18 protein-coding genes are annotated in these 22,030 nt (G+C 65.8%); 9 read left to right on the top strand and 9 right to left on the bottom strand.

All coding sequences use genetic code 11. The features are described 5' to 3' along the window. Positions 1-114: 114 nt before the first annotated feature. The 3 genes from TQ98_RS25395 (at position 115) to TQ98_RS25385 (ending at position 4,474) form a co-directional block, all read left to right on the top strand. Positions 115-1,659, top strand: coding sequence for a phosphoenolpyruvate carboxykinase (locus TQ98_RS25395; RefSeq protein WP_044873101.1), 1,545 nt, complete (start codon positions 115-117; stop codon positions 1,657-1,659). 157 nt (positions 1,660-1,816) lie between these two features. Further along, entirely contained in the window at positions 1,817-3,754 is a 1,938-nt protein-coding gene (locus TQ98_RS25390; protein ID WP_044873100.1) for an ATP-dependent DNA helicase RecQ, read from the top strand. Between the two features lie 117 nt (positions 3,755-3,871). After that, the gene (locus TQ98_RS25385) at positions 3,872-4,474 is read left to right on the top strand and encodes a nitroreductase family protein (RefSeq protein ID WP_044873099.1); all 603 of its coding nucleotides are present in this window, start codon (positions 3,872-3,874) and stop codon (positions 4,472-4,474) included. 187 nt (positions 4,475-4,661) lie between these two features. On the opposite strand, the gene TQ98_RS25380 is transcribed toward TQ98_RS25385, so the two are convergent. Continuing rightward, positions 4,662-5,561, bottom strand: a complete 900-nt coding sequence (locus TQ98_RS25380; RefSeq protein WP_044873098.1) for a LysR family transcriptional regulator — start codon at positions 5,559-5,561, stop codon at positions 4,662-4,664. Positions 5,562-5,666: 105 nt separating this feature from the next. Here TQ98_RS25380 and TQ98_RS25375 point away from each other — a divergent pair, with 105 nt between their 5' ends. The 4 genes from TQ98_RS25375 (at position 5,667) to sstT (ending at position 10,767) form a co-directional block, all read left to right on the top strand. Next, positions 5,667-7,457, top strand: a complete 1,791-nt coding sequence (locus TQ98_RS25375; RefSeq protein WP_103103093.1) for an acyl-CoA dehydrogenase C-terminal domain-containing protein — start codon at positions 5,667-5,669, stop codon at positions 7,455-7,457. A gap of 64 nt (positions 7,458-7,521) precedes the next feature. After that, the gene (locus TQ98_RS25370) at positions 7,522-8,685 is read left to right on the top strand and encodes an iron-containing alcohol dehydrogenase (protein WP_103103092.1); all 1,164 of its coding nucleotides are present in this window, start codon (positions 7,522-7,524) and stop codon (positions 8,683-8,685) included. Positions 8,686-8,714: 29 nt separating this feature from the next. Beyond that, complete coding sequence (locus TQ98_RS25365) at positions 8,715-9,152, top strand: thioesterase family protein (protein WP_044873096.1); 438 nt, start codon at positions 8,715-8,717, stop codon at positions 9,150-9,152. 370 nt (positions 9,153-9,522) lie between these two features. Then, positions 9,523-10,767 carry a serine/threonine transporter SstT gene (gene sstT / locus TQ98_RS25360; RefSeq protein ID WP_044873095.1) on the top strand — a complete coding sequence of 415 codons (1,245 nt, stop codon included), beginning with the start codon at positions 9,523-9,525 and terminating at the stop codon, positions 10,765-10,767. Positions 10,768-10,824: 57 nt separating this feature from the next. On the opposite strand, the gene TQ98_RS27825 is transcribed toward sstT, so the two are convergent. The 6 genes from TQ98_RS27825 to yrfG form a co-directional block, all read right to left on the bottom strand. Continuing rightward, entirely contained in the window at positions 10,825-11,232 is a 408-nt protein-coding gene (locus tag TQ98_RS27825; protein ID WP_044873094.1) for a glycine zipper domain-containing protein, read from the bottom strand. Between the two features lie 170 nt (positions 11,233-11,402). After that, on the bottom strand, positions 11,403-11,891 hold the full coding sequence (locus TQ98_RS25350; RefSeq protein WP_044873093.1) for a hypothetical protein: 489 nt from the start codon (positions 11,889-11,891) through the stop codon (positions 11,403-11,405). A 423-nt stretch (positions 11,892-12,314) separates the two neighbouring features. Next, complete coding sequence (locus TQ98_RS25345; protein WP_103103091.1) at positions 12,315-14,636, bottom strand: FdhF/YdeP family oxidoreductase; 2,322 nt, start codon at positions 14,634-14,636, stop codon at positions 12,315-12,317. Then, the gene (gene fdhD, locus TQ98_RS25340; protein ID WP_044873090.1) at positions 14,633-15,478 is read right to left on the bottom strand and encodes a formate dehydrogenase accessory sulfurtransferase FdhD; all 846 of its coding nucleotides are present in this window, start codon (positions 15,476-15,478) and stop codon (positions 14,633-14,635) included. The genes TQ98_RS25345 and fdhD overlap by 4 nt, the downstream gene beginning before the upstream one ends. A gap of 95 nt (positions 15,479-15,573) precedes the next feature. Continuing rightward, positions 15,574-16,470: a LysR family transcriptional regulator gene (locus tag TQ98_RS25335; RefSeq protein WP_044873089.1), complete on the bottom strand. Its 897-nt coding sequence runs from the start codon at positions 16,468-16,470 to the stop codon at positions 15,574-15,576. A 22-nt stretch (positions 16,471-16,492) separates the two neighbouring features. Next, positions 16,493-17,155 carry a GMP/IMP nucleotidase gene (gene yrfG, locus TQ98_RS25330; protein ID WP_044873088.1) on the bottom strand — a complete coding sequence of 221 codons (663 nt, stop codon included), beginning with the start codon at positions 17,153-17,155 and terminating at the stop codon, positions 16,493-16,495. Positions 17,156-17,283: 128 nt separating this feature from the next. Between yrfG and nudE the strand changes: the two genes are divergently transcribed. Together nudE and cysQ are read left to right on the top strand one after the other, a co-directional pair. Continuing rightward, entirely contained in the window at positions 17,284-17,850 is a 567-nt protein-coding gene (gene nudE / locus TQ98_RS25325; protein WP_044873087.1) for an ADP compounds hydrolase NudE, read from the top strand. After that, positions 17,847-18,668 (top strand): 3'(2'),5'-bisphosphate nucleotidase CysQ, encoded by an 822-nt coding sequence (gene cysQ / locus TQ98_RS25320; protein ID WP_044873086.1) that lies wholly within the window; start codon positions 17,847-17,849, stop codon positions 18,666-18,668. The genes nudE and cysQ overlap by 4 nt, the downstream gene beginning before the upstream one ends. Positions 18,669-18,821: 153 nt before the next feature. Here the strand turns inward: cysQ and TQ98_RS25315 are convergent, their stop codons facing one another. Beyond that, positions 18,822-20,729, bottom strand: coding sequence for a beta-ketoacyl synthase (locus TQ98_RS25315; RefSeq protein WP_044873085.1), 1,908 nt, complete (start codon positions 20,727-20,729; stop codon positions 18,822-18,824). Between the two features lie 359 nt (positions 20,730-21,088). After that, positions 21,089-22,021 carry a carbamate kinase gene (gene arcC, locus TQ98_RS25310; RefSeq protein WP_044873084.1) on the bottom strand — a complete coding sequence of 311 codons (933 nt, stop codon included), beginning with the start codon at positions 22,019-22,021 and terminating at the stop codon, positions 21,089-21,091. Between the last annotated feature and the right edge of the window lie 9 nt (positions 22,022-22,030).

Raw genomic sequence — 22,030 nt, 5'->3', positions numbered from 1 at the left:
CTACCCAAAGCGGGCTTTTCTGGCATAATCGCGCGCACTTTTTTCGCGGTAGGGGGTCGCAGTACCCACTACAAATCGTTTGGAGGACTCGGCTTTTCGCCGACGGGGAACCACATGACGCAAGCCAATAACGCCGTGTACACCGATATCAGCGCCGCGCAACTGGTCGAAGAGGCCATTCGCCGTGGTGAGGGTGAACTGGCCGCCAACGGTTCGTTGGTAGTGAAAACCGGCCACCGCACCGGTCGTTCTCCGGCAGATCGTTTCATCGTTCAAGAGTCGAGCACCGACGCCAAGATTGCCTGGGGCAACATCAACCGCCCCTTCCAGGCGGACAAATTTGATGCACTGTGGGCCCGTGTCGAAGCTTATCTGACCGAACGTGAGCGTTTCGTCTCCCACGTGCACGTAGGCTCCGATCCCGAGCACTACCTGGCCGTCAAGATGACCACCGAAACCGCCTGGCACAACCTGTTCGGCCGTTGCCTGTTCATCAACCCGGAACAGTACAACCCGCAGGCCCGCCAGGAGTGGCAGATCCTCAACGCACCGAACTTCGTCTGCGAGCCGGAGCGTGATGGCACCAACTCCGACGGTTGCGTGATCCTCAACTTCGCCGCCAAGAAAGTCCTGATCGCCGGCATGCGCTACGCCGGTGAAATGAAGAAGGCCATGTTCTCCGTGCAGAACTTCCTGCTGCCGGAAAAAGACGTGCTGCCGATGCACTGCGCCGCCAACGTGGGCGAAGAGGGCGACACCACCCTGTTCTTCGGCCTGTCCGGCACCGGCAAGACTACCCTGTCCGCCGACCCGGCCCGTTACCTGATCGGTGACGACGAGCACGGCTGGGGCGTGGGTACCGTCTTCAACATCGAAGGCGGTTGCTATGCCAAGTGCATCGACCTGTCCGAGAAGAACGAGCCGGTGATCTGGAAAGCCATCCAGTTCGGCGCCGTTCTGGAAAACGTGGTGCTGAACCCGGAAACCCGCCTGCCCGACTACAGCGACGACAGCCTGACCCAGAACACCCGTGCCGCCTACCCGCTGCACCTGGTGGAGAAGCGCGTCGAGGCCAACCGTGCCGGCGAGCCGAACGCAGTGATCTTCCTGACCTGCGACCTGACCGGCGTGTTGCCGCCCGTGTCCATCCTGAACAACGAGCAGGCTGCCTACCACTTCCTGTCCGGCTACACCGCGCTGGTAGGCTCCACCGAGATGGGTTCCGGCGGTGGCATCAAGTCCACCTTCTCCACCTGCTTCGGCGCGCCGTTCTTCCCGCGTCCGGCTGGCGAGTACGCTGAACTGCTGATCAAGCGCATCCAGGGCTTCGGCTCCAAGGTGTACCTGGTCAACACTGGCTGGACTGGCGGTGGCTACGGCGTCGGCAAGCGCTTCAACATCCCGACCACCCGTGGCGTGATCGCCGCCATCCAGAGCGGTGCTCTGATCGGCGCCGAAACCGAGCACCTGGACATCATCAACCTGGACGTGCCGAAGGCCGTTCCGGGCGTCGACACCAACCTGCTCAACCCGCGCAACACCTGGGCTGACAAGGCTGCCTACGACGAAGCTGCGAAGGCCCTGGCCAACCAGTTCGTCGAGAACTTCAAGAAGTTCGACGTCTCCGATGCCATCCGCAACGCCGGTCCGAAGCTGTAAGGGACCCGTTGTATGAAAAAAGCCGCCTCCGGGCGGCTTTTTCATTTCCGGCGCCTCCCGGATTTCGCCGTAGTCTGGGAAAAGTCATACCCGGTTTAAGGATCGCATCCGGTTCGCCCCGGTCCATGCTCAAGGCCCCGTCAATGGAGTGAGCCCCATGCCCAAAACCAGCCTCGCCCAGGTCTTCGGTTACGACCACTTCCGCCCCGGCCAGGAAGCCGCCATCTCTGCCGTGCTGGCCGGCCGCTCGGCCGCGGCCATCTTTCCCACCGGTTCCGGCAAGTCGTTGTGCTACCAGTTGCCGGCCCTGCACCTGCCGCACCTGACCCTGGTGGTGTCGCCACTGCTGGCGCTGATGCAGGACCAGTTGGCCTTTCTCCATCGCCACGGCATCGCCGCCGCCAGCATCGACTCGGCGCAGAGCCGTGAGGAGGCGGCCGAGGTGATGGCCCGGGCGCGTTCCGGTGAACTGAAGATCCTGATGATCTCGGTGGAGCGCCTGAAGAACGAGCGCTTCCGCAGCTTCATCCAGCAGGTGCCGATCTCCCTGCTGGTGGTGGACGAGGCCCACTGCATCTCCGAGTGGGGCCACAACTTCCGCCCCGACTACCTCAAGTTGCCCGAATACCAGCGCCAGTTCGGCATTCCCCAGGTGCTGCTGCTGACCGCCACCGCAACCCCGGCCGTGATCGCCGACATGCAGCGCAAGTTCGTCATCGCCGATGCCGATGTGATCACCACCGGCTTCTACCGCCCCAACCTCAACCTGCTGGTGGAGCCGGTGGCCGGTGCCGACAAGCTGAGCCGGCTGGTGGACTGGCTGGCGCCCCGCAACGGGCGGCCGACCATCGTCTACGTGACCCTGCAGAAGACCGCCGAAGCAGTCGCCGAACGCCTCACCGCGCGCGGTATCGCGGCCAGCGCCTACCACGCCGGCATGCCCCATGAGGAGCGCGAGGCCCTGCAGCGCCGGTTCATGGCCGGTGGGGTCAACGTGATGGTCGCCACCATCGCCTTCGGCATGGGCATCGACAAGAGCGACATCCGCCAGGTGGTGCATTTCGACCTGCCCAAATCGGTGGAGAACTACAGCCAGGAGATCGGCCGCGCCGGCCGCGATGGCTTGCCGTCGGACTGCCTGGTGCTGGCCAACCGCGACAGCCTCAACGTCCTGGAAAACTTCGTCTACGGCGATACCCCGGAGTTGGCCGGCATCCGTCAGGTACTGGAGGAACTGAAAGCGGCGGGGCAGGGCGGTGACCGCTGGGAACTGATGCTGGGCGCGCTCTCCGACCAGAGCAATATCCGCCAGCTGCCGCTCAAGACCCTGCTGGTGCAGTTGGAGCTGCGGGGCATCATTGCGCCGCTGTTCGCCTACTTCGCCGAATACCGCTTCAAGTACCTGCTGGAACCCGAAGCCCTGGTGCAGCAGTTCGAGGGTGAGCGTCGCCAGTTCGTCGAAGCCCTGGTGACGACCTCCACCCGCGCCCGCACCTGGTGCACGGTGGATTTCGACCGTCTTTACGGCGACCACAGCGCCGAGCGCGCCCGGGTGGTGAAAGCCCTGGACTACTTTCAGGAACGCGGCTGGATCGAACTGGAAAGCAAGCAGATGACCGAGGTCTATGCGGTGCTGAAGGCCGACTTCGAGGCCGAGTCCCTGGCCGGGGAGCTGCACCGCTACTTCCGCCAGCAGGAGGACAGCGAGATCGCCCGCATCCAGGCGATGTTGCAGCTCTTCGCCAGCGAGCAGTGCCTGAGTGCGCGGCTGGCCCATTACTTCGGTGACCACGACGTGCCGGAGCGTTGTGGTCACTGCTCCGTCTGCCAGGGCCGGGTGGCGCGCCTGCCGGAGCCGCCGGCACTACCATCGCTGGACGGGCAGGACTTCCAGGCCCTGTGCGGCACGTTCATCCGTCGCTTCGAGGACCTGAAGGGTGCTCCGCCCGGCGCCGAGTGCCTGACCCGGCTGCTCTGCGGCATCACCGCCCCGCTCTTCACCCGCCTCAAGGCGCGCAGCCTGACGGGGTTCGCCGCGCTGGAAGCCTACCCCTACGCCGAGGTGCGCGACTGGGTGAACCGCCACCTGGGCTGAGGTCCGGGCGGCATCCCGATTTTTCGATCGGTTCCATCGTTAATCAGTGTTGGTAGAAGGGGCGTCGGCTACTTAGGATGGCGCCACTTTTCACCTCGCCAAACCCAGGAGCTTTCCATGCACATTGATGAAGCCATCCGCAGCCGCCGTGCGATCAAGGGCTACGACACCAGCCACAGCCTGAGCCGCGAGGAGAAGGACGAACTCCTGCAACTGGCCCTGCTGGCGCCCACCGCCTTCAACCTGCAGCACGTGCGCCTGGTGGAAGTCAGCGATCCGGCCCTGCGCCAGCGCATCCGCGACGTGGCCTGGGACCAGGCCCAGGTGACCGAGGCCTCGATGCTGGTGATCGTCTGCGCCCGCCTCGACGCCTGGGAAAAGGACGCCGCCCGCGTCTGGGCTGAAGCGCCGCAGCCGGTACAGGACTTCATGGCCGGCGCCATCGACACCTACTACCGCGACAAGCCCCGGGTGCAGCGCGATGAAGTGATGCGCAGCTGCGGCCTGGTAGCCCAGACCCTGATGCTCGCTGCCCGTGGCAAGGGCCTGGACAGCTGCCCCATGGACGGCTTCGACTTCGACGCCGTGGCCGACCTGATCCGCCTGCCGGAAAACCACGCAATCGGCCTGATGGTGGCTGTGGGCAAGCAGGCCGTCGAACCCAAGCCGCGCATCGGCAAGCTGGCCTTCGACGAAGCGGTGATCCGCGACCGGTTCTGACGCCGGGCTGTGGGTGCGATTTCAATCGCGAATGAAATCGCTCCTACAAACCCCACGAATCGCCGCCGCTGCCTCTGCGCAGCGGCGGCGTTTTCATATCTGCGATATCAGTGGGTAGGGTGCACCGTGCGCACCAAGGGGCTTGTGCATACGTTTCGGTGCGCACAGCACACCCTACGCGATCCCTTCAATTGCGCCCGATGGCCATCAACCGCTCGATCAGCCATTGCAGGGCCTCGTCCTCCTCACGTTGCGCCACGCTCACCAGGTCCAGGTGGAAGCTGCCGAGGGCGAAGGGCAGGGGCTGCACCTGCAAGGGCAGCAGGCTGGCGAAGTGGTGGGCCAGCCGGGTCGGCAGCACCACGGTCAGGTCGGTGTCGGCCACGATATGGGCCGCCTGCAGGTAGTTCGGCGTGGTGTAGACGATGTCCCGCGCCAGCCCTTGTTCCCCCAGCCACTGATCCACCATGCCTTTGGTCTGGCCACCGTGCACCCAGAGGTGGCGTAGCCTGAGGAAGGCCGCCAGGTCGGGCGCCTCCTGCAGGTGCGGGTGATCACGACGGGCCACCAGGCGCAGGGTCTCGCTCATCCAGCGGCGGCTGGCGAAGCGCGAGGGAATGCTCTCGAAGCGCCCCAGCACCAGGTCCAGTTCCCCCTGGTCCAGTGCGGCGGCGGGCAGGCTGGGGGACAGGTGGCGGATAGCGATCGTCACCCCCGGTGCCTCCTCCGCCAGTTGCTGCAGCAGGCGCGGCATGCAGATGAGTTCCACATAGTCGGTGAGGGCGATGGTGAAGCGCTGGCGGCTGCGCGCCGGGTCGAAGCCTTCGCCGATCACCAGGCTCTGCTCGATCTGCTTGAGCGCGGAACGGATCGGCGTTTCCAGGGCCAGGGCTCGCGGCGTCGGCTGCATGGCGCGGCCCACCCGCACCAGCAGGGGATCGCCGAGCAGCTCCCGCAGGCGGTTCAGGGCGTTGCTCACCGCTGGCTGGCTGAGGGACAGGCGCTCCGCCGCGCGGGAAACGTTGCGCTCACGCAGCAGGGCATCGAGCACCCGCAGCAGGTTGAGGTCGAAGTTGGAGATATTCACGCGAGGAATGCCATCTATCACAAGACTAAATTTCAAAAATAGTAGCGGCTTCCTTAAGGTGATTGGCGTTTTTGTCTCCCCATCAGAACGACAAGAGGGCCCTCCATGACCTACCAGGCACCCCTGCGCGACATGCGCTTCGTGCTTCACGAACTCTTCGATGTTGCCGCCCATTGCGAACTGTTGGGCAACGGCCTGGACCGCGAGTTGGTCGACGGCGTGCTGGAAGAGGGCGCGCGTTACGCCGGGGAAGTGGTTTCGCCGCTGAACCGCAATGGCGACGAGGAGGGCGTGCGCCTGGAAAACGGCGAGGTGACCACGCCCAGGGGCTTCCGCGAGGCTTACCGGCAGTATTGCGACAACGGCTGGGCGAGCATGACTGGCCCGCTGGAGTTCGGCGGCCAGGGCTTCCCGCAGATGGTTGCGTGCAACTTCCACGAGATGCTGATGGGCGCCAGCCTGTCCTTCCGCGTCTACTCGGGCCTGACCGAAGGTGCCGTGCTGGCGCTGCACAAGCACGGCAGCGACGAACTGAAACAGGCCTACCTGAGCAAGCTGGTGAGTGGCCAGTGGACCGGCACCATGTGCCTCACCGAACCCCAGGCCGGCACCGACCTGGCCCTGCTGCGCACCCGCGCCGAGCCCCAGGCGGACGGCAGCTACAGGGTCAGCGGCAGCAAGATTTTCATCAGCGGCGGTGAGCAGGATCTTTCCGAGAACATCGTCCACCTGGTGCTGGCGCGTCTGCCGGATGCCCCGGCCGGGGTGAAGGGCATCAGCCTGCTGCTGGTGCCCAAGTTCGTCGCCAATCCTGACGGCACGCCGGGGGCGAAGAACGCCCTGTCCTGCGGTGCCATCGAGCACAAGATGGGCATCAAGGGCGCCGCCACCTGCGTGATGAACTTCGACGGCGCCACCGGCTGGCTGATCGGCGAAGCCAACCAGGGCCTGGCCTGCATGTTCACCATGATGAACGACGCGCGCTTCCAGGTTGGCCTGCAGGGCCTCGGCATCGGTGAGCAGGCTTTCCAGGGGGCGCTGAGCTACGCCCGCGAGCGTCTGCAATCCCGCGCCCTGAGCGGCCCGGCGGCGCCGGACAAACCGGCTGACCCGATCATCCACCACCCGGATGTACGGCGCATGCTGCTGACCCAGAAAACCCTGGTGGAGGGTAGCCGCATGCTGGCCGCGTACTGCGCCCGCCAGCTGGACCTGGAACACGGCCACCCGGACGCCGCCCAGCGCAAGGCCGCTGGCCGCCGCGCGGCGCTGCTGATTCCCATCGTCAAAGCCTTCCTCACCGACATGGGGCAGGAAGTGGCCAGTCTCGGCGTGCAGATATACGGCGGCCACGGCTTCATCCGCGAGTGGGGCATGGAGCAACTGATGCGCGACAGCCGCATCACCCAGATCTACGAGGGCACCAACGGCATCCAGGCCCTGGACCTGATCCGCCGCAAGCTGATGGGCGATGGCGGCGCCGAGCTGGCCGCCCTGCAGGACGAGTTCGCCGCCCTGGCCGATGCCCAGGCCGGACGCACCGAACTGGCAGAGCTGGCCGGTGCGGTGCTGGCGCGCCTGCAGGAGTGGCGTGCCCTGACCGCCACCCTGTTGGACCGGGTGCGGGACAACCCCGAGGAAATCGGCGCCGCCTCGGTGGATTTCCTCCAGTACTCGGCCTATGTGCTGCTGGCGGGCTTCTGGTTGCAGGCGGCGGCACGGGCACGGGACGCCCTGGAGGCCGGTACTTCGGAGGGGGATTTCTACCAGGCCAAGCTGCACAGCGCGCGTTTCTACCTGCGCCGCGTATTGCCACGGGCCAGCGGCCACCGCGAGGCCCTGCTGGGCGGCGCGGATTGCCTGATGGCACTGCCGGAAGACCATTTCGCCTTCTGACGCTGCGAGCCGGTGCGCCGCCCCAGTGCGGCGCACCCCGAAAACAACAAAGGAGGACGCCCCGATGCAGCCCTTCAGTTTCGCGACCACCGCACAGATCCTCTGCGAGTTCGGCTCGGCCCTGCGCCTGGCCGACCTCTGCCGTGAACGCGGCGCCCGCCGCGTGCTGCTGATCACCGACCCCGGCATCACCCGTCTCGGCATGCTGGACGACATCCTCCCTGGCTTCGCTGGCGCGGGCCTGACCGTGGCGATCTACGACCGGGTCCAGGCCGACCCGCCGGAGTCCGTGGTGCTGGAGGCCGTGGAACTGGCGCGGACCCTGGGGGTCGAGCTGGTGGTGGGCTTCGGTGGCGGCAGTTCCATGGACGTGGCCAAGCTGGTGGCCCTGCTGGCGCACCCGGAGTGTCGCCAGGAGATGGCGGAGATCTACGGTGTTGGCAATGCCAGAGGCCGGCGACTGTCGCTGGTGCAGGTGCCGACCACCGCTGGCACCGGCTCCGAGGTGACGCCCATCGCCATCGTCACCACCGGCGCGACCTCCAAGATGGGCGTGGTGTCACCCCTGTTGCTGCCGGATCTGGCCCTGCTGGACGCCGACCTCACCCTCGGCCTCCCGGCGGCGGTCACGGCGGCGACCGGTATCGATGCCATGGTCCACGCCATCGAAGCCTACACCAGCCGCCTGAAGAAGAATCCGCTGTCCGACCTGCTGGCCCGCGAGGCCCTGCGTCTGCTGGCCGGCAATCTGGACGCGGTGGTGCACGACGGGAAAAACCGCGAGGCCCGCCAAGCCATGTTGCTGGGCGCTTGTCTCGCCGGGCAGGCCTTCGCCAACGCCCCGGTGGCGGCGGTGCATGCCCTGGCCTACCCGCTGGGTGGGCATTTCCACATTCCCCATGGCCTGTCGAATGCGTTGGTGCTGCCCCATGTGCTGGGCTTCAACGCCGAGGTAGCGGCGCCGCTCTACGCCGAGCTGGCGCCGCTGGTGCTCGGGCACAAGCTCAAGCCGGGCAGCGAGGCGTGCCTCGCCGAGCAACTGATCGTCGAACTGGCGGACTTCAGCCAGCGCAGCGGCCTGCCCACCCGCCTGCGTGATGCGGGCGTGCCCGAGGCCATGCTGCCGACACTGGCCAGCGACGCCATGTTGCAGCAACGCCTGCTGGTGAATAATCCCCGCGAGGTCAGCGAGCACGATGCCCTGGCCATCTACCAGGCGGCCTATTGAGTGGGCGCCGGTCACGACAAGGAACCGAGATGAGCGAACCCCAGCACTTGCGCGGCGACTACCGCCACTTCCAGCCCATCACCACGCGCTGGCACGACAACGACCTCTACGGCCATGTGAACAACGTGGTCTATTACGGCTACTTCGACAGTGCAGTGAACACCTACCTGATCGAGCGGGGCGGCCTGGATATCCACGAGGGTGGAGTGGTGGGCTTCGTGGTCAGCTCCTCCTGCGATTATTTCGCCTCCATCGCCTTTCCCGACCGTATCGAGGTTGGGCTGCGGGTGGGCAAGCTGGGCAACAGCTCGGTGCAGTACGAACTGGCGATCTTCAAGCAGGGCGAGGATGAGGCCTGCGCGGCGGGGCGCTTCGTGCATGTGTTCGTCGACCGCGAGAGCAATCGGCCGGTGGCGATTCCCGACGGCCTGCGCGCGTCGTTGGCGGAGTTGGTGGTGCAGGGCTGAACTCCCTTCGTTGTAGGGGCGAATTCATTCGCCAAGGGCAGCGTAGCTGCCCCCTGATAGGCCGAGAGGCAGACCTGCGGCCTGCATGGCGAATGAATTCGCCCCTACAGACAACTTTCACCCAATCGACCCGAAACGGCCGGAATGGCGACATCCCGTCGATCATTTGGCCGTCCGGGCTACCCATCCCAGGCGTGAATCAGCACAATGCGCGCCAAACCCGATACGTCCCGTCCGGCTGCGAGGTGAACACCACGCGGCGCGGCTTTTTCTTTTTCGCTTGATTTGCGGCAGTGAATGCGGGACGTCCTCGGGATTCAATGTCCACTCCGGGCTGCCCTGCGCGGCCCGACGTTCAGCGGTACCTGCCATGACCCCTGCAAACGGCTCCATCCTGCAACGCCTGAAACGCACCAGCCTGGTGACCCGTATCATCATCGGCCTGATCGCCGGCATCGCCCTGTCCCTGACCTCGCCCGAATACGCCAGCGCCGTCGGCCTGCTCGGCAAGCTCTTCGTCATGGCCCTGAAGGCCGTGGCGCCGGTGCTGGTGTTCGTCCTGGTGATCGCCGCCATCGCCAACCACAAGCCGGGCGAGCGCACCCATATCCGCCCGATCCTGTTCCTCTACCTGATCGGCACCTTCTCCGCCGCCGTGGTGGCGGTGCTGGCCTCCAGCATCTTCCCGTCCACCCTCACCCTGTCCAGCGGCGCCGCTGACCTGGCGCCGCCCGGCAATATCTCCGAGGTCTTGCTGAGCCTGCTGGGCAGCGCCGTGGCCAACCCGGTGACTGCGCTGATGGAAGCCAACTTCATCGGCATCCTGGTCTGGGCCGTGGGCCTGGGCATCGCCATCCGCCAGGGCAGCGAAACCACCCGCAATGTGTTCAGCGACCTGTCCCATGGCGTGTCGCTGATCGTCCGCGTGGTGATCAGCTTCGCCCCGCTGGGCATCTTCGGCCTGGTGGCGTCCACCCTGGCGGAGAACGGCATCGGTGTGCTGGCCGACTACGCCCACCTGCTGGCGGTGCTGCTGGGCTGCATGCTGTTCGTGGCCTTCGTGGTCAACCCGCTGATCGTGTTCTGGAAGATTCGCCGCAACCCCTATCCGCTGGTACTGACCTGCCTGCGCGAAAGCGGCATCACCGCCTTCTTCACCCGCAGCTCGGCGGCGAACATCCCGGTGAACCTGCAGCTGTCCGAGAAGCTCGGCCTGCATGAGGACACCTACTCGGTCTCCATTCCCCTGGGTGCCACCATCAACATGGCCGGTGCGGCCATCACCATCACCGTGCTGACCCTGGCGGCGGTGAAGACCCTCGGCATCGCGGTGGATATCCCCACCGCCATCCTCCTCAGCGTGGTGGCTTCCATCTGCGCCTGCGGCGCGTCCGGCGTGGCCGGTGGCTCGCTGCTGCTGATCCCGTTGGCCTGCAGCCTGTTCGGCATCCCCAGCGAGGTGGCCATGCAGGTGGTGGCCGTGGGCTTCATCATCGGCATCCTCCAGGATGCCGCCGAGACCGCGCTGAACTCCTCCACCGACGTGCTCTTCACCGCAGCTGCCTGCATGGCCAGCGGTGATGTGGATGAGGCACGCGCCGAACAGCTCGTCTGATGTTCCGCCTGTAATGAAAAAGCCCGGCAGATGCCGGGCTTTTTCATGGGCGCACGCTTAGTCGTGGCGATGCTTGCGATGCTTGTGGTGGTGACCGTCGTGGTCATTGTCCTTGCTCAGCTCGGTGGCAATGGCACCACCAGCCGCGCCGCCCAGGCCGGCGCCGATGGCCGAACCGGTGGAGCCGCCCAGTGCGCGGCCGGCTACCGAGCCGCCTGCGGCACCCAGACCACCGCCGATGGCGGCTTCGGTCTTGCGGCCGCTCTTGGCGGTCATGGCACTACCGGCCGCACCACCCAGGCCGGCGCCGATGGCCGCGCCAGTGCCGCCGCCGATGGCGTTGCCGACGACGTTGCCCAGAGCGCCGCCAATGCCGCCGCCGATCGCGTTGTTGGTGGTCTCGCCGGCCACTACGGCCTGGGTTGCCAGCAGGCTGAGGGCGAGGGCGGTTACTGCTTTGCGCATCTTGCTAAGTCTCCATTTCAAAGAGGAAGTCCATGGTCCCGCGGTTTCTCCGGGGCATCATGACGCAGGTCGGATTATGGATTCGAAAGGGGGGCGGATGTCGCTCGACCAGGCCTCAGGCCTGTAGAAAAAGCCCGCTGGGAGCGGGCTTTTTCAGTGGATGGCGTTGATCAATCGTCGTCGTCGTCATGCCAGCGGTGCTTGTGCTTGCGATGGCCCCAGGCATGGCCGCGACCGGGGTGGTCGTAGTAGGCACGACGATAATGGCGGTGGCCGTCATCGTAGTAGTCGTCTTCGCGGCTCTCGTTGGCGTAGTGGTTGCCCAGGGCACCGCCCGCGCCACCACCCAGGGCCGCACCAATCAGGCCGCCCGTGGTGCCGCCCATCTGCCGGCCGAGGACTTGGCCGCCAGCAGCGCCCAGGCCACCGCCGATGGCGGCTTCAGTACGGTTATGGCGCGGGGCAGCGACTGCACCGCCCGCTGCACCGCCCACGCCAGCGCCGATGGCTGCACCGGTGCTGCCGCCAACTGCGTTGCCGACAGCGGACCCCAGGACCCCGCCCAGCGCGCCACCAATACCGGCATCGGTATTGCCGCCCGCAAAGACGCTGCCGCTGGCCAGGCCGAGAGACAGAAGAAGGATCGAGGTGTACTTCATGGTGAGGATCGCCTCAGTGGTTTTGGTGAGGCGATATTTACTGTGGGAATTTACTTACGCAAGTGTCAGGCGACGAAAAACACCAACTTTTCACATTTTTTTCACTTCCGACTTTAAAGGCGGAACTTTTTTTTTGCTTCACAGTCTGAGCTCTGTTCCAGCCCTCTCAAGCCCTGCATTTCGGGCTTTTTGCATGCTAGCAAAGTGCCGTGAAAGTTTCGTTTTCGTTGGCACTTTATATAGCGTTAAAAGCGATGTTTCAAATTGTTTCGTGGTAATAAAGTTGCTCGAAACAAAGTTCTCTTATTTCCATTAAAAGTTAATTGCCTTCATTGCACCTATGTAGGGTGCGCTGTGCGCACCAAATACTCCGCGCAGGATTCCCGGTGCGCGCAGCGCACCCTACAGCGGCGGGCCGCTCCCTCAGAGGATGCGGTCGTTGTCGCGTGAGGCTTCAAGGCGGATCGCCACGAACTTGGAGGTGGGGGTGTAGCTGCCGTCGCCGTAACTTTCCAACGGCACCAGGGGGTTGGTTTCCGGGTAATAGGCGGCGGCCTGGCCGGTGGGGATATCGAAGGCCAGCAGGCTGAAGCCGGACACCCGGCGTTCCACGCCGTCATCCCAGAGCGTCACCATGTCCACCTTCTGCCCCGGCTCGAAGCCCAGGCGACGGATGTCCGCCTCGTTGGCGAACACCACCTCGCGCTGGCCGCGCACGCCGCGATAGCGGTCGTCCAGGCCGTAGATGGTGGTGTTGTACTGGTCGTGGGAGCGCAGGGTCTGGAGGATCAGATGCGGCGTTTCGCCGGTGCTGCGGATCTTTTCGTGGAGCAGGTCTGCCGGCAGCGGCGTGGCGCTGAAGTTGGCGCGGCCGCTGGCGGTGCTCCAACTCCGGGCATTGGCGGTATTGCCCAGGTAGAAACCGCCGGGGTGCTGGACGCGAGTATTGAAGTCCTGGAAGCCGGGAATGGTGTCGGCGATCAGTTCGCGGATGCGGTCGTAATGAGCGATCAGCGCATCCCAGTCCACCGGCTGGTTGCCCAGGGTGGCCTTGGCGATGCCGGCGATGATGGCCGGCTCCGAACGCATCTCGCGGGAGGAAGGCTCCAGCTGACCGTAGGACGCGTGGATCATGCTGAAGGAGTCTTCCACCGTCACCGCCTGGGGCCCTTCGGCCTGGCGATCGATATCGGTACGGCCAAGGCACGGCAGGATCAACGCATCGCGGCCCACGGTCAGGTGGCTGCGGTTGAGCTTGGTGCTGATCTGCACCGTCAGTTCGCAGTTCTGCAGTGCCGCATGGGTTCGCGCGCTGTCCGGCGTCGCCTGGGCAAAGTTGCCGCCAAGCCCGATGAAGACCTTGGCCTCGCCATTGAGCATGGCGTTGATGGCTTCCACCGTGTTGTGGCCGTTCTCCCGAGGCACCTTGAAGGCGAAGCGTCGCTCCAGCGCATCCAGCAGCGCTGCCGGCGGGCGGTCGTTGATGCCCATGGTGCGGTCGCCCTGCACGTTGCTGTGACCGCGCACCGGGCAGAGGCCGGCGCCGGGGCGGCCGACGTTGCCGCGCAGGAGCTGCAGGTTGACGATTTCCTGGATGGTTGGCACCGAGTGGCGGTGCTGGGTGATGCCCATGGCCCAGCAGATGATCACGCTGCCGGCGTCACGGTAAATGCGCGCCGACGTTTCGATTTCATCCAGGGTGAGACCTGACTGCTGCTCGATCTGCGCCCAGGGCGTGGCGTCCACTGCCTTCAGGTAGGCCTCGACGCCGTCGGTGTGTTCGGCGATGAAGGCGTGATCGAACACGGGCGTCTCGCCCTTGGCCTGGGCCTCCCGCTCCCACTGCAGGAGGAACTTGGCGATGCCGCGAATGGCGGCCATGTCGCCACCCAGCGCCGGACGGAAGAACGCAGTGTTCAGCGGCCGCGAGCCGTTGCTGAGCATCTCCAGGGCATGCTGCGGATGCTGGAAACGTTCCAGGCCCCGCTCTTTCAGCGGGTTGAAGCAGACCACCTGGGCGCCGCGTTTCACCGCTTCGCGCAGGGGTTCGAGCATGCGTGGGTGGTTGGTGCCGGGGTTCTGGCCCAGCACGAAAATGGCGTCGGCGTGCTCGAAGTCGTGGAAGGTGACGGTGCCCTTGCCCACACCGACGCTTTGGCCGAGGGCCACGCCGCTGGCCTCGTGGCACATGTTGGAGCAGTCGGGGAAGTTGTTGGTCCCGAAGGCGCGGACGAATAGCTGGTAGAGGTAAGCCGCCTCGTTGCTGGCCCGGCCGGACGTGTAGAACTCGGCCTGGTGGGGGCTTTCCAGGTTTTGCAGATGGCGGGCCGCGAGGGCGAAGGCATCGTCCCAACTGATCGGTACGTAGTGGTCGGTCTGCCTGTCGTAGCGCATGGGCTGGGTCAGCCGGCCCTGGTACTCGAGCCAGTAATCGCTCTGCTCGCGCAGCTGGCTGACGCTGTAGCGGGCGAAGAATGTGGCATCCACCCGGCGTTTGGTGGCCTCCCAGTTCACCGCCTTGGCGCCGTTCTCGCAGAACTTGATGCGGCCGTCCTCGGGGGAATCGCCCCAGGCGCAGCCGGGGCAGTCGAAGCCGCCGTTCTGGTTGGTCTTGAGCAGGGCACGGAGGTTCTTGAACGGCTGTTTGCTGTCCAGCCAGAAGCGGGTGACGCTCTTCAGCGCACCCCAGCCAGCCGCGGCGCCTTTGTAGGGTTTGTAGCGGGGTTCTACGGGTTGCAGACTCATTCGTTCGGGGCTTCGCTTTTCGGCGCCGGGCTGTAGACCCTTGGGGCGCTGTGGTGGGGCAGGTGGATGAGGTTGAGGTGGTGCCGGCGGGCCCATTCCACGGTCAGGGTGGTGGGCGCGGAGAGGCTGACCAGGGTGGACAGGCCGGCGCGAACCGCCTTGTGGATAAGTTCCAGGCTGCAGCGGCTGGTGACCACGGCGAAACCTTCGCGCGGGTTCAGGCCCTGGCGCAGCAGGGCGCCAATCAACTTGTCGAGGGCGTTGTGCCGGCCGATGTCTTCACGGCACAGGCGCAGTTCGCCCTTGTCGTCGACGAAGAGCGCGGCGTGCAGCGCGCCGCTGCGCCGGGCCAGTTCCTGGGCTTCGTTGATGCGCTGGCGCAGGTCGACGAAATGCTCGGCGGGCGGCAGCGGCGCCGGGGTCAGCGAGCGCAGTTCGGGCAGCGCCTGTTCCAGCGCTTCCACACCACAGAGGCCGCAGCCGGTGGTGCCGGCCAGGTTGCGGCGCTGTTCCTTGAACGACCAGAAGGCGCGGTTGCCGATATCCACTTCGGCATGCAGGGCGATGCCTTCGCCCTCGATCTGGATGTCATAGAGCTCGTCGATGGACTGCACCACCGCGCTGCTAAGGCTGAAACCGGCGACGAAATCCTCCAGGGCGCTGGGGGAAACCATCATCACCGCGTAGCTGATGCCGTTGTAGGAAATGGCCAGGGCACATTCCTCGGCAAGCGCGGCGTCTTCGACGCGCGCGCCTTCGTCCAGCTCGGCGTAACGATAGCCGGTGGGTGCGGGCGGATTATCTACTGCGGTGAGAGGGCGCTTGGCGTCTGGGCGTGGCATGGATCTGCCCCTGCGACGGAATGACTCAGCCATCCTAGGCCCGTCTGGCACGGGCGTCTAATCGCTATTCCCGATTCGGTGATCGAGCGCGTTTATCAAGACGCTGGATCAAGCCCCAGCAGGGCCCTCGCTTCGGAGAAGCAGGCGTCCGCCAGCGCCGAGCGGGGTGCGCCCCGGCGCAGGATCAGGCCCAGGGGGGCCAGGGTGCGGGCATCCTCGATGGGGGTCAGTGCCAGGTGCTCGGTGAAGTCGTCGAGGCCGCTGTCCAGGGGCATGATGGCGCAGCACAGGCCGGCGCTGACGGCTTGCAATAGCTGGTGTACGGCATCGGTTTCCAGCCGTGGCTGGGGCGACAGGCCACGGCTGCGGAAGCCGTGGTCGATGGACTGGCGGAAGTGCATGCCGCCGGACAGCAGACCCAGAGGCAGGTCGATCAGGCGTTCCCAGGACAACGCCGGGGTGTCGAAGTTGAAGTGGCGGCGGTCGTGCAGCAGCCCCATGCGGGTCTGCGCCAATTCGAGGCTTTCGAAGTGCTCGCGGTCGAGGCGGTCCAGGTAGGACAGGCCCAGGTCCAGCTGGTTGCGGGCCAGGCCTTCGAGGATCTGCTCGGAGCTCATCGAGAACAGCTGGAAGCGCAGGCTCGGGTGCGGGCCGGAAAAGGTTTCCACCAGGCGCATGGGATCGAAGCCCGCCAGAGGCACCACGCCCAGGCGCAGGGTGCCCACCAGTTGACCCCGGCAGGCTGCTGCCTCGGCGTAGAGGCCATCGTGGGCCGCCAGCAGGGTGCGTGCCCAGGCCAGGACGCGCAGGCCGGCATCGGTGAACCCCTCGAAGCGCTGGCCACGGATCACCAGCTCCAGGCCGAGTTCCTCTTCCAGGCTGCGCAGGCGCATGGACAGGGTGGGCTGGGTGACATGGCAGCGCGCGGCGGCCTGGCCGAAGTGGCGGGTTTCTTCGAGGGCGATGAGGAACTTGAGTTGCTTGATGTCCATGCCGGTTCCTCTGCGAGGGAGGTCAGAGTCCCTGGATCAGGGTGCGGTAGCTGTCCACCGCGGCGAATTCCTCGGTGTCCTTCGGGCCCTTGCGGCTGTCCGGCTCGCGCACTGCCAGCAATTGGGCGATGCCGTAGTGCCGGGCGCTGCGCAGGATCGGCAGGCTGTCGTCGATGAACAGGCTGCTGGCCGGGTCGAAGCCGAAGTCGTCCTGCAGGGCCTGCCAGAACTGCTGGTCTTCCTTGGGGTAACCATAGTCGTGGGAGCTGATCAGGCGATCGAACCAGGGCGCTAGCTGGACCCGCTCCATCTTCAGGGACAGCGAGTCGCGGTGGGCGTTGGTGATCAGCGCCACGCGCTTGCCGGATCGGCGCAGGGCGGCGAGGAAGAGGTCGGCATCGGGGCGCAGGGCGATCAGGTGCGCCACTTCGCGCTTCAAGTCGCGGATCGACAGGCTCAGCTCACGGCTCCAGAAGTCCGTGCAGTACCAGTTCAGCTGCCCGGCGTTGTCGCGGAACAGCGGCAGCAGTTCGGCGTCGGCCATTTCGCGGCTGATGCGGTGATGCTCGGCATAGCGCTGGGGCAGGTATTCCAACCAGAAGTGATTGTCGAAATGCAGGTCGAGCAGGGTGCCGTCCATGTCGAGCAGCACGGTGTCGATCTCGGTCCAGGGCAGTTGGGGCATGGCGCTATCGGTCATCTGGAGGGGCTGTCGCCGATGGGTTGCTGGCCGTCGCTGGCATGCAATCTCCAGCGGGGACATTGGGCAAAGGCGGGGTATGATAACCCGCCGGTCATGCCAAGGAGTCCGTTATGCGTCAGAAGCCCACGGTGCTCGCTCGCGAAATTGTCGCCAGCAGCCGTCTGTTCCGTGTCGAAGAGCTGCAGTTGCGCTTCGCCAATGGCGTCGAGCGCACCTACGAGCGCTTGGTGAGCAAAGGCACCGGCTACGGCGCGGTGATGGTGGTGGCCATGGCCGACGCCGAACATGTGCTGCTGGTGGAGGAATACTGCGCCGGCACCGACGATTATCAGCTGTCCCTGCCCAAGGGCCTGATCGAGCCGGGCGAGGATGTGCTTGCCGCCGCCAACCGCGAGCTCAAGGAAGAGGCCGGGTTCGGCGCGCGCCAGTTGGAGCATCTCACCGAGCTGTCGCTGTCCCCCGGCTACATGAGCCAGAAGATCCAGGTGGTCCTGGCCCGCGATCTCTATGAGGAAAGCCTGCCGGGTGACGAGCCCGAGCCCCTGCGGGTCGACCGCATCAGCCTGCGCGAGCTGTCCAGCCTGGCCCAGCACCAGCAGTTCAGTGAAGGCCGCGCCCTGGCGGCCCTCTACCTGGCCCGCGACCTGCTGACCCAGCGTGGGGAGTTCCAGCCGTGAGCCACCCCCTGCTGCCCGCCGTGATCGATCTGGTGCGCCAGGCGGGCGAGGTGATCCTGCCGTTCTGGCGCGGCGAGCTCTCCGTGATGGAGAAGGCCGACGCCTCTCCCGTCACTGCCGCCGACCTGGCCGCCCACAAGGTGCTCGATGCCGGCCTGGCTGCGCTGGACCCCCGCATCCCGGTGCTCTCCGAGGAAGCCGCCGATATCCCCCTGACCGAGCGCGCCGGCTGGCAGCGCTGGTGGTTGGTGGACCCGCTGGATGGCACCAAGGAATTCATCGCCGGCAGCGAAGAGTTCACCGTCAATGTGGCGCTGGTGGAGGACGGCCGGGTGGTGTTCGGCGTGGTTGGCATGCCCGTGAACGGGCGTTGCTACTACGGCGGTGCCGGCCTGGGGGCCTGGTGCGCCGAGACCGATGGCGAGGCGCGGGAAATCAGCGTGCGTATCGCTCCGGACGAGGCCTTTACCGTGGTCGCCAGCAAGCGCCATTCGAGCCCGGCCCAGGAGCGTCTGCTGGCCGGCCTGGGCGAGCGCTTTGGTGATCTGCAGCTGGCCAATGTCGGCAGCTCCCTGAAGTTCTGCCTGCTGGCCGAAGGCAGCGCAGATTGCTATCCGCGCCTGGCGCCGACGTCCCAGTGGGACACCGCAGCGGCCCAGGGCGTGCTCGAAGGCGCCGGTGGAGAGGTGTTGAATCTTGCCGGTGAGGCGCTGACCTACGAGGCCCGCGAGGGCTTCCTCAATCCGTCTTTCCTGGCCCTGCCGGTGGCCGCCGAGTGGCGGGCGGAGCTGATCCAGCTGGCGCGCGCGCTGGACTGAGCAACGAAAAAGGGCCCCGAGGGGCCCTTTCTTTTTTGGCTCAGCTTGATTCGGTAGGGTGCGCTGCGCGCACCGAAACCATCGCGCGAAGGCTCTGGTGCGCACGGCGCACCCTACGATTCCGCCTGATCCCACGGGACTGGGCGGCGCTACTCAATCCAGCATATCGGCGAAGCGCTCGTCCTTCTTGTAGCGCAGGGTCCGGGCGAAGCCGGGCACCTGGATGCCTTGTTCGCTCAGTTCGATCTGCTGCTCGTCGATCAGGTCGTTGCCGAAGTTGTAGATGATATCGAGCTCGCCCAGGCGAGCGCGGCGGTCGTATTCCTCGGCATTGGCGCGGGTCTGCTCGCGCTTGGCGCTGTAGGCGGCGAAGGCGGCTTCGCCGTGGCGCTTCTTCAGCATCTTCTCGGCCAGACGCGGGGAAATCACCACGCCGGTGGCGTTGTTGCCGCCGAAGCCCTTGGAGTTGATGAAGCAGACGTCCAGGTGGCGGTCACCCAGGACGCGGTCGCGGGTTTCGATGGACAGGTGCTGGCGGTGCACGTCGTCGGCCACCCGGTCGATGGTCTTGATGCCCGGCAGGATGCCGTACTTGAAGGTGCCGAGGGCGGCGATCACCTGGTCGCCGCTGGCGGTGGCCAGCGAGTGGCCAACGTAGGCCTTCACAGCGGCGACCGGCCACGCCTCGATGCCGAAGGCGCCGGCAACGCGGTCCAGCAGCTCGGATTCGGTGACGCGGTTGGCCGGGGTGCTGGAGCCGTGGGCGTGGACGAAGCTGCGCTCACGCACGCCATCGACACCGATCAGCTGCGCGGCGGCGGCCACGGCCTTGGCCAGGGTCAGGTAGTTGCCCGGGCCGGGTGCGGAGATGGATTTCTTGAAGCCGTCGGCGTTGATGAACACGTCAGTCACCGCGCCGTGGATATCGGCACCCAGTTCCAGGGCCAGCTCGTCGTCCATCAGCACCACGTACTGGCTGGATTCGGCGAGGGTGAAGCCGCAGTTCTCGCCGAAGGGACGGCTGGCGCGACTGAAGTCCACGTCTTCACGACCGCCCACCTGGCGCAGGCCTTCCTCGGTGGCCAGGGCGCCCATGGCGCCGTAGCCGTCGATGCATTCCTGGTTGATCGGCGCCTCGGCGTTGCCCACCAGGGCCACGCGGGCATGGCCGGAGGTGATGAGATCGATGCCCTTCTGCAGGTTGTAGAGGAAGGTGGCGCAGGCGCCAGTGACGCTGCCGGTGGTGCCGACGCTGCCCAGCACGTAGGCATTGATGAAGTCGGCGGGCATGGTGTTGAGGCCAAGCGGGCACTGCTTGGCGGTGACACGACCGCCCTTGAGCCGCGATTGCATCATGCCGCCGAAGCCGTTCTCGTCCAGCTGGCTCATGATGCTGCCGGAGAACACGGCGATCTCGTCAGGCTGCACGCGGTCGACGATGTCCTTCCACGGCAGGCCGATGGAGCGGATGGCATCGGTGGCGGCGACCACGGACATCTGCAGGCCGCGGGGGTGGAAGCGGGAGTTGTACAGCTCGCCCGGCTCGAAGCCGGTGGGCAGCTGACCGGCGGACTTCACGGGCAGCTCGCGGTAGCTGTCCACCTTGAAGTCGCAGGTGCCGTTGATGGTGACGCGCACGTCGCCGTTGTCCAGGGCTTCCACTTCCCAGGAAGCCGGGATCGGCTCGGGCAGCTGCTTGCGCGAGGTAGTGAAGCTGAGGGCCTGGCTGTCAGCGGCGGAGACGGTGAGGTTCTTCTGCCAGTGGGCGGCATCCACATCCAGGTGCTGCTTGCCGATGCGGCGCACCAGGGTGGCGTCGAGGATTTCGGCGGCGTAGCGGGTTTCGATCTCGGCCAGGGTCAGGGTCTGGCCCTCGGCACTGCGGTACTGGCCATCGGCTACCGAAACCAGTTTCATCATCACGGCGAGGCCGGCCAGGGTTTCCTGGCGCGCCTGGGCGTCCAGGGTCTCGAGGACGATGCGGCGGAAGCCGTGGTGGAACGAGCTTCGACCAGCCGCGTTATAGCCGCCAAAACCCACGATCACTGGAAGTCGGGACATCTCTCGGAAACTCCTCAAAAGGCTATCTCATGCCGGCCGGCGGGCTTGGCAGCGGGGCACCGCACGGGAACGGCGGCAATTTGCGGCATCAAGCGTCACGGGCCAGGTGGCATGAGCCAGGTGGCAGCTCGAATGGAATGGGATGTCTACCTGACGCGGGGGATGACTATCAAGTCACGCCGACGGTCATTCGGCGGGAAATCGGGCGGCGGAAAGAGAGGAAGTGCAGCAAACCCTGTAGGGGCGAATTCATTCGCCAAGGGCAGCGCAGCTGCCCCGGCAAGCGTCTGGCAGACCTGCGGCCTGCTTGGCGATTGAAATCGCCCCTACAAGGGCATGGCGAATGGCATGCCGGTGGATCAACGGAACTCGATCCCCGCCTTCCGGGTGCTGACGCGGGTACCGGACCTGCCTTCGGTGATGGCCACGATGTTTTCCAGGGAGCCGATCACGGCATCCTTGCCGGTATTGCGGGCGAACTCCATGGCGGCCTGGACCTTCGGACCCATGGAGCCGGCGGCGAATCCGAGGCGTTCCAGTTCGTCCGGGTGGGCCTGGGCGATGGCTTTCTGGGTCGGCTTGCCCCAGTCGACGTAGGCGGCGTCCACGTCCGTGGCGATGATCAGCACGTCGGCTCCCAGTTCCTCAGCCAGCAGCGAGGAGCAGAGGTCCTTGTCGATCACGGCTTCCACGCCGGAGAGCTTCTTGCCGGACTCGTCATACATGGTCGGGATGCCGCCGCCACCGGCGCAGATGACGATGGTGCCTTTCTCCAGCAGCCACTTGACCGGGCGAATCTCGAAGATGCGCTTGGGACGCGGGCTGGCGACCACGCGGCGGAACTTGTCGCCGTCGGGAGCGATGCTCCAGCCTTTCTCCTTGGCCATGGCTTCGGCCTCTTCCTTGGAGTAGACCGGACCGATCGGCTTGGTCGGATTCTTGAACGCCGGGTCCTTCGCGTCGACCTCGACCTGGGTGAGGATGGTGGCGAACGGCACTTCGAACGGCAGCAGGTTGCCCATTTCCTGTTCGATCATGTAGCCGATCATGCCTTCGGTCTCGGCGCCGAGAACGTCCAGCGGGTACGGGGAGACCTTTTCATAGGCCGCGCCTTGCAGGGCCAGCAGGCCGACTTGCGGGCCGTTGCCGTGGGCGATCACCAGTTCGTTGCCCGGTGCGACCTTGGCAATCTGCTCGGCGGCGATCTTCACGTTGGCGCGCTGGTTGTCGGCCGTCATGGGCTCGCCACGACGCAGCAGGGCGTTACCGCCCAATGCGACGACGATACGCATAGTGATTTC

Source organism: Pseudomonas sp. LFM046 (assembly GCF_000949385.2).
GTDB lineage: Bacteria > Pseudomonadota > Gammaproteobacteria > Pseudomonadales > Pseudomonadaceae > Metapseudomonas.
The sequence above is the reverse complement of the archived record's forward strand: the minus strand, read 5'-3'. Positions and strand labels throughout refer to the sequence as shown.